The following is a 14,067-nucleotide window of genomic DNA, read 5'->3' on the forward strand; positions in this document are numbered from 1 at the left end:
AGTCCCATGATCGTTCACCGCAGCAACCGAACGGAGGTACTGATCCAAGAACTCGGTGCGCTCGTCGGTGGCCCGGGTCTCGATCCCTTTACACCGGAGACATTGGTCGTGCAGGGCCGCGGCATGGAACGCTGGCTCTCCATGCAACTGGCGGATCGACTCGGAGTCTGGGCGAACCCCAAGATTCTCTCGTTGCGCGGGTTGCTCGACATGATCTTCAAACGCGTCCTCGACAGCGAGATCGATCCCGTGTTCGACCCCGAAAGTCTGATGTGGTCGGTCGCAGATGTCCTACCTGGGCTCGTGGGTCAGCCGGGGTTCGAGTCCATCGGCCGTTTCCTCGAGGCGGACGAGGATGGTCGCAAGCGCTTTCAACTCTCACGCCAGATCGCCAACACGTTCTATCAGTACATGACGTATCGCCCGGAAATGATTGTTGCATGGCAGAGCCCCGAACTCAGCCAAGCCCTGGACCCCGACGCTCGCTGGCAGGCACAGTTGTGGCGCGTATTGATCGATCGTTTGGGGGCGGATCATCTCGTGGGCCGAGCCGGCGAATTCGTACGACACCTCGAGGGGGCAGCTCTCGCGGCTGATTGCCTGCCCGATCGGATTTCGATCTTCGGCATCTCCTCTCTTCCACCTTTGTATCTGGATCTCTTCAGCGCGCTCTCGAATCAGTTGGAGCTGCACTTGTTCATGTTGAGTCCGACGCGGGAATACTGGGCCGACATGGCATCGCCCCGAGAGTCGCGACGGGCGCTTCGCAAAGACGAATCTCAGGACGCGACATCGCTGCATCTCGAGAATCATGCCCTGTTGGCGTCTCTCGGTCGGTTGGGTCGCGACTTTCAGCAGATGCTCGAAGACGAAGGCAACTATTTCGAACACAACTACGTCGAAGGGGACGACGATCTATACCGCGACCCAATGGACGAGAGCCAGAGCATGCTCCGGATACTGCAGAGTGACATGTTGAACCTGCGCAATCGCAGCCAGGCCGCTGGGCCCGATGGACCCGATGAAGGCCTGCTTCCCCTGGACCGCGAAGATGGTTCGATCCGCGTCCATTCGTGCCACAGCCCGATGCGCGAGGTCGAAGTGTTGCGCGAAGAACTTCTCGCCTGCTTCGAAGCGCTTCCGACCCTCGAGCCGCAAGATATTGTCGTGATGACCCCCGACATCGAAGCCTATGCTCCCTATATCGATGCCGTTTTCGGGGTGCGGTCTCGCAAAGCGGATGCCATCGCCAAGGGCGAGGGCGCGATTCCGTTTCGAATCGCGGACCGCGGGCCACTCACCAGTGATCAGGTCGTCGAGGCATTCGGGCGCGGACTCGACTTTGTCGGCGGTCGCTTCAGTGCGACGGCCGCTCTCGACCTGCTCGGTCTTGCGTGCGTTCGCGAACGCTTTGGCTTCGCGGCCCGAGACATCGAAATCGTCAAGTCATGGATCGTCGAGTCTGGAATACGTTGGGGGGTCGACGGCGCACACCGAGAATCCTACGACCAACCGGGGAATCGCGAGAACACCTGGCGCTTCGGTCTCGACCGATTGCTGTTGGGGTATGGGGTTCCGGACGATCAGCGAAGTCTGTTTCGGGGGGTTCGTCCCCTCGATGCGGTCGAAGGACAGGGCGCGGAACGCCTGGGGCGAATGTTGGATTATTGCGAGTTCTTGTTTGCCCAGCGTGAGAAGCTCGCAGCGCCGCGCTCTCCCGGGCAGTGGCGTGACAACTTGCTGGAGTTTCTGGCCGGACTCGCGGAGCGCGACGACGAAAATTCCGAGCAACACCTGCTGCTCAGGCAAGTGTTGGACGCGATCGCAAAACAAGCGGCCAATGCGAAATTCGATGCAGATGTTTCCCTCGCAACGATGCGTGAACAAATCGATCGAGACCTTGGCCACGCCCGCACCCCGAGTGGCTTTCTCGCCGGCGGTGTCACGTTTTGCGAACTGGTTCCAATGCGGAGCATTCCGTTCAAGGTCGTCTGTCTGCTCGGTTTGAACGACGGCGCTTTCCCCAGGGTTCGGCAGCCGCTCGGCTTTGATCTTGTCGCGAAGGACCCGCGGGTCGGTGATCGAACCACTCGTGAAGACGACCGCTATTTGTTTCTGGAAGCGTTGCTCGCCGCGCGTGAGCGGCTGGTCATCACCTTCGTAGGGCAGAGCATCAAGGACGGGTCACTCTTGCCGCCTTCGGTCGTGGTCGACGAACTACTCGATTCGTTGAGCGAGACCTTCGCGCCTCCGGACACCCCGCAGAGCGATCACCGCCGCGCAATCCGAGATGCGGTGCTGATTCAACATCCCCTGCAGCCCTACAGCGCCCGCTATTTTGATCGAGAGCGCGATTCCCGTTTGCATGCCCATTCTGCGCTGTATTGCGAAGCGGCCGAGCAGCTCGCGAAATCCCTGCAGCCGGATCTACCTTTCATTGAGAACGAGCTGCAGGTTTCGGATGTCGAAGAGATCGAACTCGATCAGCTGATCGCTTTCTTCCGACACCCCGCACGTCATTTCATTCGCGACTGGATGCAGATTTCGTTTCGCGAAAACACAGATGAACTCGCACTGCGCGAACCCTTCGAACTCGACGCCCTCGACCAGTTCAAGTTGGGAAGTCAACTTCTGGAGTGGGTCGGCTCGGGAGTGTCGGAGCCGGAGGCTTTTGCTCTTGCGCGGGGGAGCGGTCGGCTCCCGCACGGGTTGGCCGGGCGAATCGTCTTCGACGATCTGATGCGCAGCGTCGTGACGATGGCCGATCAAGTGCAAGAATTGACCGGTGGCGAGACCAGGCCTCCAGTTCCGTTTTCGATCGAAGTTGCGGGCACACGCCTGATCGGTGAGTTGCCTGATCTCGCTGGGAAGGGACAGATCCTGTCTCGCTTCGCCAAGCTCGGAAGTGCGGCCGAGCTGGGTGCGTGGATCCGGCATCTGGTTCTTCAGGTCGCGGCTGCGGACCCACAGGCCCAGGGCTTTGCCGAGATTGGGCTCGATACCTATCTCATCGGTCGCCCCAGCAAGAGCGAACCGACCATTGCGCGCTTTACCCGCCCCGAATCCCCCGAGCAGACCTTGGCCCATCTCGTCGGTCTGTTTCTCGCTGGCAGAAGTACGCCGCTGCCTCTGTTTCCGCGAACCTCTCGGCTGTATGCGGAGCGAACCTTCGCAGGCAAAGATCACGATGACGCACTCAACCATGCGAAGGCAAAATACACGGAAGATCGTTTCGCGGCCGGAGAGGGCTTCGATCCCTATAACGTTCTCGCGTTCAAGGGCGTCGACCCCTTCGATCCCGACACCGAACTCCCCGGCGATCATCGCTTCGACGATTTGGCAAACTCGGTGTTCACTCCCCTGCTCGCCGCGCGGAGGGACTTCAAGTGATTCGCCTCGAGCCTCTCGAGATCGAACTCGCTGGCACTTCGCTCATCGAGGCGAGTGCGGGCACCGGCAAGACCTTCACGATTGCAACGCTGTATCTCCGGCTGCTGCTCGAGCGCGAACTCTCCGTAGGCGAGATTCTCGTCGTGACCTACACCCGCGCTGCGACGGCGGAGCTGCGAGATCGAATCCGGCGTCGCATCGCAGCTGCGCTCTCCGCCCTGGCGAACGACGCTCTCGAAACGGATGTTGTGCTTCAAAGCCTGTTTGCGGGGGACAACCCGGCCACGAAGGAGAAGCTCGACCGCTCGGGGGCAGTGCGGCGCTTGAGCACAGCCCTGGCTGAATTTGACGAAGCCGCCATCTTGACCATCCACGGTTTTTGTCAGCGCGTTCTGCGAGAGAACGCGTTCGAGAGTCGCTCGAGTTTTAATCTCGAACTGCTGGCCGATCAGGATGTGTTGGTTTTGGAAATAGTCGGCGACTATTGGGCGAGATCGATCGAAGGCGAACCGGAAGCGTTCATACGCTACCTGGCCAATCAGGGCACAAACATCCAGTCGCTGGTGAGGTTGGCGCAGCGCGCAAGTGCAGCGGATGCCATTGAACTGGTTCCCCCGTCGCGGCCCATGGACCGGGAACACTTCATCGCCCTGGAAGCAGCGTGGTCCGGGGCGTTGGCGGAGGTTCGCCGAGCGTGGGAGAAGTTTGGGCCGGAGGTCATTTCGCAGCTCCACACCGCGGCAGTGGCAAAGATACTCAAGAACAATTCCTACAAGCCCGCACAGATTCTCGAGAGCTACTCACGTGAAATGGATCAGGTACTGGCCGAGTTTTCGCCGGGGTTCGCCAGCGACTCGAAGACGTTCCAACGCTTCACTCAAGCCAAGCTCGAAAGCGGTACAAGCAAGGGAAACGAGACTCCCGTGCATCGGTTCTTCGAGGCCTGCGGCGATCTCTACGACGCGGATGAAGCGCTGTGCCGTGTTCTAAATGCACAAAAGATCGAATTCGAGCGCGGCATGATCGACGCTGTGGAAAAGGAAAGTCGAATTCGCAAAGAACGCATGGGCCAGCAGACCTACGACGATCTGCTCCAGCAACTTGCAACTGCCCTCGATGGTGAGGGTGGACTCGTTTTGGCGAGCCGGCTGCGAAAGCAGTATCGAGCCGCATTGGTCGATGAGTTTCAGGACACCGACAGGCTTCAATATCGAATTTTGCGAAGCATCTGGCACCGCGATGCACCTGTGAGTGGCGCTGCCGGTGATTCGTCCACACTCTTCTTGATTGGAGACCCCAAGCAGGCGATCTATTCGTTTCGCGGCGCTGATGTGTACGCCTATCTGATGGCGAAGGCAGACGCGGGCGATCGCTGTTTCACGCTCGACACCAATTGGCGTTCGGACCCGAGCATGATCCGGGCGATCAACACGCTGTTCAATCAGTCGGCCTCCCCCTTTGGTCTCGAGGGAATTCCCTTCGACCCCGTCTCGGCGAGGCCCGATGCGCGGGACGAACTCGACGGTTCCGAGATCAGAGAAGGCACGACTGCCGCGCTCGAGATTCTTTTCACGTCACGCGAGGAAGCGGAGCTGATTGGAAAAGCGACGGAACTCACCTTGCTGTCTCAACGGGTAGCCGCGCAAATAGCCGAACTGATTCGAGGCGACACGACGATTGCAGGAAAGTCAGTGCGTCCCGATGACATCGCAGTTCTCTGCCGAACCAACCGGCAAACCGAAGTGATTTGCCGCGAATTGCGTGCGATCGGAATCCCGGCGGCGCTGTTGGGAAGCGCGAGTGTTTTCGAGACAGAGGAAGCTCGGGAGATGGGGACCTTGCTCGCGGGAATCGTAGAACCGGGTTCGGAACCCAGGGTGCGCGCGGCGCTCGCGACCCGGATCTTCGGATTGAGAGGCAGCGCACTCGAAAATCTTCAACAGTCTGTCGAACCAGGCGAACATCGAGAACGACAAGAAGAAGAATGGGACGAGTGGCTGCTTTGCTTTCGTCGTTGGCACAAGATTTGGCTCGAGCGCGGGTTCATCCAGATGTTTCATCAGCTGTTTCGAGAAGCGCGTGTTCACCCACGGCTGTTGGGCCTCGAAGACGGCGAGCGCCGTCTGACCAATTTTCTCCACCTCGCTGAGCTCCTCGAGCGGGCCACGCTAAGCGGCCATCTAGGTCAACGGGCGTTGCTCGAATGGCTGGTGCGGGCGCGGGGAGACCGTTCTTTTCGGGACAACGCGGTTGGCGGAGAAGGTGAGCTGCGGCTCGAGAGCGACGCCGATGCCGTGAAGGTCGTAACGTTGCACAAGAGCAAGGGGCTCGAGTATCCGATCGTCTACTGCCCGTTTTTGTGGGTCGGTGCGAGTCTGCGCGGAGACGAAACAAAGTGGGCTCGCTTTCACGATCTCGAGCGTGAGAACCAGATCGTGCTGGATCTGGGGTCCGATGCGAAGGAGGAACATCAGAAACTGGCCCTCCAGGAGGCCGTCGCCGAGGCGACCCGTCTTCTCTACGTGGCCCTCACCCGGTCAAAGCACCGCTGCTGCGTGGTCTGGGGAAATTTTCGCAAAGCGGGTGCTTCGCCCCTGGCAGCGTTGCTGCATCCGAGCGCAGCTGGCGAGGGCAATCCGAAGCCGACTCCACTTGCAAAAACAAACGACGATGAGATGCGTGCCGAGATCCAGCATCTGATCGAAGAGTCGCAGGGTGCGATTGGGCTGAGAGATCTGGGCTCGCAGCCCGCGCTGCGACAGACACTGCCGCGCACGTCGCAAGAGTTTTCGCCAACACCCGTGAGCCGAGAGATCTCGACGACCTGGCGGCATTCGAGCTTCTCCGCACTCTCGGCGTCCGATCCGCTCGATCTACACAGCTCGCCCGGACTGCCCCGAACTCGCGAAGAAGGTCTGGACTACGACGCGGTCTCGGGGTCCCCCGCGCTTGGACTGCAGAGCGGAGTCGAGGCAGAGGTCATGTTGAACGGGTTTCCGGCGGGAGCGGCGGTCGGAACCATGTTGCACTCGATCCTGGAACAGCTTGATTTCAAAACTTCTTCGCTCACTCAGTCCCGGGACATCGTCGGCGAAGCACTCGAACTCCACGGCTTTGATTCCGGCCTGCACAGCCTGCTCTGCCAGGCGCTGGATCGGATCATGAAAACGAGATGGAGCGAAGATGGGCCGACCCTTGCGGATCTACCTAAATCCGGGCGGCTCGACGAACTGGAGTTTTTGCTCCCGGTAGCGAGTCGCGGCAACGATGGATCTCGTACGCGAGGGATGTCGGTCGCAGATTTGGCGGGGACCTTCAAGAGCCACGCCCGCAGCGACTTTCAAAAGCTGTACGCCGAACGTCTCGAGGATCTTCGCTTTGAACCCCTCGCGGGCTATCTCAAGGGCTTCATCGATCTCGTCTTCGAATGGAAGGGTCGCTTCTACCTCGTCGATTATAAGTCGAATCATTTGGGGCCGTCGCCCTCGGACTACGATCCTGCCGGTCTCGAGGTACCGATGTCGGAGCACCACTACGTGCTTCAATATCATCTTTACACCGTTGCCCTTGATCGATATCTCCAGTTGCGATTCGAAGGCTACGACTACGACGAACACTTTGGCGGAGCCTACTATTTGTTCTTGCGCGGAATGGATCCCGATCGGGCTGTCGGCTCCGGCATCTACTTCGATCGTCCATCTCGAGAGTGCATCGAAGCGCTGTCCAAATGCCTCGCAGAACCCGTGGGAGCTTTGAAGTGATACCGACCTTGAAAGCCTTGCAGGACGCGATGTTGATCTCGTCGACGGACCGGCACTTCGCACAAGAGATCGGTCGCGTGGGGGGTGAAGATCGGCCCCTGGTACTCGCGGCCATCGCATTGGCGAGTCAAGAAACTTCACTTGGACACACGTGCCTGGCCGTGGACCGTCTCGCGGAACCCGACACCTGGGGAGGGCTATCGAACCAGGTCGAGATTTCCGAAGCCCCGACTTGGCGAGAAGTGCTGGCTTCGAGTCCGCTAGTCGAGGTGTCGCGTCAAGACTCACCGGCCGGGGAGGAAGAGTTCAATGATGTCCGGCCGATGATTCTCGACGCGGCGGGGCGACTCTATCTGCGCCGATACTGGATCTTTGAGCAACAGTTGGCCGACCAACTGCGACAGCGAGCGTCGTTGCGAGTTTCCGGAATCGACGAAGACAAACTTGCAGAGGACCTGGATCGGTTCTTTGATTCTTCAAAATCGCTCGGTCCCGAAGCCGCGAAATCCGACCGCCAGCGGCTCGCCGCGGAACTCGCGGTAAGGCGCAGATTCAGCGTCATTTCCGGAGGTCCGGGAACTGGGAAGACCGCAACCGCGGGAAAGATCCTGGCTCTCATCGTCGAGCAGGCCTTCGCCCAGGCCGCAGGGGGCGAAGTCTCGTTTCCGCGAATCGCATTGGTGGCACCGACGGGCAAAGCGGCCGCGACGTTGGCGAAGTCGATCAATTCGGCGGTGAGCAATCTTCCGTGTCCGCCCGAGATCAAAGCAGCGATCCCCACGGCCGCCCATACCATCCATCGCTGCCTGGGCGTTCGCGCCGGAGCGCTTCCCGGCTTTCGCCACCACGCGGGCAACCCGCTGCCGATCGATTTGCTGTTGGTCGACGAGGCATCGATGGTTGACCTGGCCTTGATGACCCGCCTCTTGTCGGCGGTGCCGATTGACGCGCGTGTGATTCTACTGGGAGACGAACACCAACTGGCCTCGGTCGAAACCGGCGCTGTGTTGGGCGACATCTGCGCGGCCGCCCATTCCGACGGGTCGTGGGCATCCGCTTCGAAAAACGATATCGGGAACTGCATCGCTCGCTTGACCCACAGTTACCGATACAAACCCGAGAGCGGAATCGGCGCGCTGGCTCGTGCGATCAATCAGGGTGATGCGACTGCGGCACTCGAGATCCTCGATTCGTCGGACAATTCCGATGTGTCGCGCTTCGATCTCGACGTGCGGGGTCCGGCAGTGGCCCAGCTGCAGCGCGATGTGATCCAGGGCTTCGAAAAGTATCTCACGCAGAAGGATCCCGAGCGTATGCTCGCCGATTTTTCGAACTTTCGCGTGTTGTCCCCCCTGCGCAGAGGTCCAGGAGGAGTTGAAGAACTCAATCGTTCCATTGAATCGATACTGCGTCGTGAAAAGCTGATCGGTCGAAACGCAGAGCGCTATCCCGGGCGTCCTATCTTGATCAACACCAACGACTATGCACAGCGGTTGTTCAATGGGGACGTGGGCATCGTTCTTCCCGGGGAAGATGGCGTCGAGCGGGTCGTATTTTCCGGCGAGACGGGAATCACTCGGCAGTTCGCCTATTCACGTCTGCCGGAACACGAAACCGCATTTGCGATGACGGTGCACAAGAGTCAGGGCTCCGAGTTTTCCGAGGTCGCCATCGTCTTGACAGATTTTGCGGCCCAGCACGCAACGAGGGAATTGCTCTATACGGCCGTGACCCGCGCCAGCAGCAAAGTTTCGCTTTACGCGAGTCGCGACGCCATTGCACAGACGATCGGTCGCAAGGTAGAGCGTGCCTCGGGCCTGGGAGATGCTCTTCGCTTCTCTACCGGGGCCGGGAGTTCAGTCCGTGTCTGACCCTGAGGGCAGGAAGCGGCTCAATATCTCGAACAGGCCGTCGGGTCTGACGGGTTTCGAGAGGTAGTCGTCCATACCGGCCGCGATGCAGCGCTCTCGGTCACCCGACATGGCGTTGGCCGTCATCGCGACAATGGGAATTCGGCTCCAACTCGCGTCCCGGCTTCGAATCTCGCGAGTGGCCTCAAAGCCGTCCATGACGGGCATCTGACAGTCCATCAACACGATGTCGAAGGGCATGTCAGCGATCATGGCGATGGCCTCTTGTCCATTGGCCGCCACCGATACGTTGCACCCCATCCGTTGGAGCATGCGGGTGGCCACTTTCTGGTTGACCGTGTTGTCCTCGACCACGAGCACCCGGGCTGAAAAACAGTGGCCGGAAATCGACTTGCGAGTACGTGAGTCCGACGCTGTCGTGATCTCTTTGTCGTCACTGATGGGCAGGGTCAGATTCGCAGTAAACGTTGTCCCCACGCCCAACTCGCTTTCGACCTCGAGGTCGCCCCCCATGATTTCGATCAGCTGCTTCGAAATGGCGAGTCCCAATCCGGTGCCTCCGAACTGACGGGTCGTCGAGGCGTCGGCCTGGGTAAAGCGATCGAAAATCGTTGCGAGTGCTTCTGACGACATTCCCACTCCAGTGTCCTGTACCGCAATCGAAATTTTTGCGCTTTCTTCAGTTTTCACGCTGCAGGTAATGTCGAGCTTGACTCCGCCCTCCAGGGTGAACTTGATCGAGTTGCCCAACAGGTTGATGATGATCTGTCGAATTCGACCTTCATCGCCAACCAGCCAACGCGGCACATCTGCGGCATACGACACCTCGATCGCGAGACCCTTCTCCTCGGCCTTGGTGCCGAGTAATTCGGTGACCTCCGCAACGGTGTCGAAAAGGTTGAACGGAATGGGCTCGATGGTGAATTTGCCAGACCGCAGTTTCGATATGTCCAGAATGTCATTGATGATGGCGAGCAGCGACTCTCCGGACTTCCGAATCGTCTCTGCGAATTCGCGCTGGTCCTCGCTGAGGTCCGTGTCCAGCAGCAGGGTCGTCATTCCAATGACGCCATTCATCGGCGTGCGAATTTCGTGGCTCATGGTGGCGAGGAATTCGCTCTTGGCGCGGTCAGCCGCTTCGGCCTCCTCCTTGGCGTGCAGAATCGCAGCTTCTGCTTCTTTCCGCTGACTGATATCCCGGCATACCCCGGTATAGATGGTTCGGTCATTGGACTGGGCTTCGCGCACATGCAGTTCGATCGGGAAGACTGTGCCGTCCCCTCTAATGCCTTCGACCTCTCTGCTGGTGCCGATGATCTTCTTTTCTCCGCTCGCAAGATAAGCGCCGAGGTAGTCGTCGTGACGTGTGTAGTGGGGCTCGGGCATCAACGTCTTGACGTTGTATCCGATCAGGCTTTCTTCGTCCTGATCAAAAATCCTCAGGGTCGAGGCATTGACGGACTCAATCATGCCGGCTGCGTCGATCGTGATTACCGCATCGCTGACCGCGTCGAGAATCGATTGAACGCGCTTTTCGTGCGCCTGACTCCACTCCAATTCCCGAAGCTGGTCGAATCGGACTCCCAACCGAACACAAATCTCGTTGAACATCTGCAAGCCAGCTTCGAGTTCAGCTTCATGGGCCAGCAAGGCTTCAGTCGAGAAAAATTCGAGAATGGCGTACTGCCTGTGTTTGTGGCTGATGGGAACCGCGATTGCGGTGGTGAGGCCCAGTTCCGCGGCGAGAGCGGCGCGTTCACCGGTGAGTTCATCGCTCGGATTGTGGCTGACGACGATTGCATCCTCGGCCAGGCAGCGTCCCGGTAGATCGTCACCGCTAGAAAACCTACGAGCCCGAGATGACTCCAAGAGGGCTGCGAGAGTTTCTCTGGCCACGGTGGGTTCGAGGTTCTGTTTGAGATAGTCGGTAGTGCTCGCCGGGAGAAAGCCGCCCCGATCCGAATCTACGGTGTATGCGCGCGCTGCTTGCCAGGGCGTACCTTCGCAGATGATCTCGAGCGCGGCGCTGAGTGCTGTCGATTCATTCTTGCTGTCGCTCGCCGCCACAGTGACTTGTTGAATCACCCGCAACGTCGCGATCTGCGCTTTCAAGTCGGCGATGGAATCGTCGACTCCTGGTCTTTCTTTTCGCGCGGCCGACACACCCGTTCCTCGGTTTGCAAGCTGACTTCAAGATTCAGCTGTCGCTTCAAGGATCGGCGTAACGCCCATCACGAATGAGGCGAGCCGGGGGTGTCTTCAGCAAGCCATCCACCCAAATTGCGGCCCGGAAGGGGCGCAAGGACTGGTTGCATATAGAAAATGAAATCCATTTTCGCTTTTGCGGAGTCGCAGTTAATCTCGTATCTTACTGTAAATAAACATGAAAATCATTTCTAAGGCTCAGAATTCCCGCGGCCGATCATAATTTCTAATTGAAAACCATTGTCGTTTTCATTTAAGATTGCTAATTGAATGCCGCCGGGCGGACCCCGCGGAGACGAGGCCAGGCGGGGGCGAGGCCCCGAAGAATCCATCGAAAAAACGAATGAAGGACGGAGCATTTTCGCAGTGGAATCAAACGAAAGACGGCCCATGATGCGCTTGAACTGGATGACGGCGCTCGGCGTCGCAGCCGCCATCCTGGCCGCTCCGGCCCACGCGGAAGAACCGCCGAGCAATCGGGAACTTTACGAACTCTACAAAGTACAGCAGGAACAGATCGACGCGACTGCGGATGCGGTAGAGAACGGCGAGGCAACCGGACGCTGGTTCGAGAAGACTCGGCTCGGCGGCTACGGTGAAGTTCACTTCAACTTTCTCAAGGGTTCGAGCGGAGCCAAGAACAAGTCCGAGGCTGATTTTCACCGCTTCGTCCTGTTCATCAATCACGAGTATTCGGACAAGATCCGATTCTTCTCCGAAATCGAACTCGAGCACGCATCTGCGGGAGAAGGTGCGCCGGGCGAGGTAGAACTCGAGCAAGCCTTCATCGAATTCGATCTTCCTCTCAGAATCATGGCCACCGGGGGGTTGTTCCTGCTGCCGATCGGCATCCTCAACGAAACCCATGAGCCGCCGACGTTCTATGGTGTCGAGCGCAATCCGGTGGAGAAGAACATCATCCCCACAACGTGGTGGGAGGGTGGCGGCATGTTGAGCCGCAATTTTGACCACGGATTGAGCACGAACCTGGCGATTACAACCGGGTTGCACGCCGATAATGAAAGCCCTTTCAATATTCGAAGCGGTCGCCAGAAGCTCGCGAAGGCAGACGCTTCCGACGTCGCGATCACGGGGCGTGTGGTCTATCGGGGCGTACCGGGACTAGAACTGGGTGTCAGCGCTCAATGGAGCGAAAATATCGCAGCCACTGGATCCAAAACGCCCGCGACGCTGTTTGAAACTCACGTCATCTATGAGCGGGGGCCGTTCGGCTTGCGGGCTCTCTACGCCCGCTGGGATCTGCACTCCGCTGCTGCCGAAGCCGCGGGCAAAGACGAACAGTACGGCTTCTACGTCGAACCGTCTTTCCGCATCAACGAGTGGGTTGGTGTGTTCGGTCGCTACAACCAATTCAATACGTCGGCGGGTAGCGCGGGGGGTACGAAGCGGCAGTACGACATCGGATTCAATTTCTGGCCCCACGAAAACGTGGTTCTGAAGATCGACGGTCAATTCCAGAGCAACCAGGGCGGTGCGGAGGAACTCGACGGTGTGAACCTGGGCCTCGGATTCATTTTCTAGCGAAGCATGATGAAAACCTACTCCGCAATCCTCTGTCTCATCAGTCTGGTCTGTCTGATCGCATCTCGAGCCGATGCTGTCGAGGTCTATCAGACCTCGGCGGCGTTCGTCCAAGAGGCATTTCCGGGCGAGAAGCCGATGGCCAAAGCGATCTGGTTGACCGGCGATCTCAAGGACAGGGTCGCCAAGGTACTGGGACACGCGTATCGCGGCCTGCGAGTGCGTTACTGGGCGTTGGGCGATCGCACCGTCTGGATACTCGAAGAAATCGGCAAGGTCGAACCCATTACCCTGGGCGTCGCGATCCAAGCTGGCCAGATCGAAGAGGTGAAGGTTTTGACCTATCGTGAGTCGCGCGGTTGGGAAATTCGCTTTCCCGTATTCATGAATCAATATCGAGGCGCCTGGGTTGATTCGAACGCAAAGTTGGATCGCAAGATCGACGGCATCAGTGGTGCGACGCTCTCGGTTCGCGCAACCACGCGGTTGGCTCGACTGGCCCTGGCCCTGGATCGGGAAGTAGAGCAAACCGGTGCCGCGACTCAATCCAAAGCTCCGTAGATCGCTGATCGGCACCCACCGATTCTTCGGCCAGGCCGTTGCGGTCGTGGTGGTGGTGCTCGCATTGACGGGTCTGGCGCTGAATCACGACGAGAGCTTTGACTTCCTGAAAGGCTCCATTCATTGGGAGCCGCTGCTCGACTGGTACGGTCTCGCGCCAAAGGGCGAACTGGTTCATTTCCCGGCAGGTGATCACAACGGTGTCAGCCTCGAGCGAGGCCTCTATCTCGATGGTGTCTATCTCACCGCCACCGAATCGTATCTCGTCGGTGTCGTGAAGCTTCAGGACTTCCTGGCCGTGGCCACTCCGGATCGCCTGTTCCTGGTACAACCGGTGGGAGGACCGTCGATCGAGCCCCCAGGCTCCCCGAGCGATGCGGGTGCTCGAATCATCGACCAGATGGATTCGGCCTCCCTGCCGGGTCCCCTCGCTCGGGTCGGACACAACCGCAATCGAGAACTCTGGGTGGAGGTCCGAGACGAATTCTTCAAAGCAGATGCCGATCTGTTGAACTGGGAACCGTCGGATCCCGCGGGAGTCATCTGGAGTGCTTCGAGCCCACTCCCCGAAGCATTGGAGGCCGACATCCTGCGCGAGTACCGCGGCCGCGGACTGCCACTGATCCGGGTGCTCTCCGACTTGCATTCGGGCCGAATCTTCGGCCGCTACGGAACCTGGCTGATGGACGCCTCGGCTGTAATTTTGTTGTTGCTTGTTGCGACCGGAATATTGGGAT

Annotated in this window: 7 protein-coding genes; 6 read left to right on the forward strand and 1 reads right to left on the reverse strand. The window is 59.1% G+C overall.

Annotated elements, in window-relative coordinates; translation table 11 throughout:
• Positions 1-6: 6 nt before the first annotated feature.
• Genes recC through recD form a run of 3 tightly spaced genes read left to right on the forward strand, consistent with a single transcriptional unit; the run spans position 7 to position 9,022 of the window.
• Positions 7-3,390, forward strand: coding sequence for an exodeoxyribonuclease V subunit gamma (gene recC, locus IH881_15095; GenBank protein ID MCH7869021.1), 3,384 nt, complete (start codon positions 7-9; stop codon positions 3,388-3,390).
• Positions 3,387-7,151 (forward strand): exodeoxyribonuclease V subunit beta, encoded by a 3,765-nt coding sequence (recB, locus tag IH881_15100; GenBank protein ID MCH7869022.1) that lies wholly within the window; start codon positions 3,387-3,389, stop codon positions 7,149-7,151. The genes recC and recB overlap by 4 nt, the downstream gene beginning before the upstream one ends.
• A complete protein-coding gene (recD, locus tag IH881_15105; protein ID MCH7869023.1) occupies positions 7,148-9,022 on the forward strand; it encodes an exodeoxyribonuclease V subunit alpha in 1,875 nt (624 codons plus the stop codon). The genes recB and recD overlap by 4 nt, the downstream gene beginning before the upstream one ends.
• On the opposite strand, the gene IH881_15110 is transcribed toward recD, so the two are convergent.
• Entirely contained in the window at positions 9,008-11,185 is a 2,178-nt protein-coding gene (locus IH881_15110; protein ID MCH7869024.1) for a response regulator, read from the reverse strand. The genes recD and IH881_15110 overlap by 15 nt on opposite strands.
• Positions 11,186-11,620: 435 nt before the next feature.
• Here IH881_15110 and IH881_15115 point away from each other — a divergent pair, with 435 nt between their 5' ends.
• The 3 genes from IH881_15115 to IH881_15125 form a co-directional block, all read left to right on the forward strand.
• Positions 11,621-12,769, forward strand: coding sequence for a porin (locus IH881_15115; GenBank protein ID MCH7869025.1), 1,149 nt, complete (start codon positions 11,621-11,623; stop codon positions 12,767-12,769).
• A gap of 6 nt (positions 12,770-12,775) precedes the next feature.
• Entirely contained in the window at positions 12,776-13,330 is a 555-nt protein-coding gene (locus IH881_15120) for an FMN-binding protein (GenBank protein MCH7869026.1), read from the forward strand.
• Positions 13,302-14,067, forward strand: a 766-nt coding sequence (locus IH881_15125) for a PepSY domain-containing protein (GenBank protein MCH7869027.1), incomplete at its 3' end; no start/stop codon positions are given. The genes IH881_15120 and IH881_15125, both read left to right, overlap by 29 nt.

The sequence above is a fragment of the Myxococcales bacterium genome (assembly GCA_022563535.1).
Taxonomy (GTDB): domain Bacteria; phylum Myxococcota_A; class UBA9160; order UBA9160; family UBA4427; genus DUBZ01.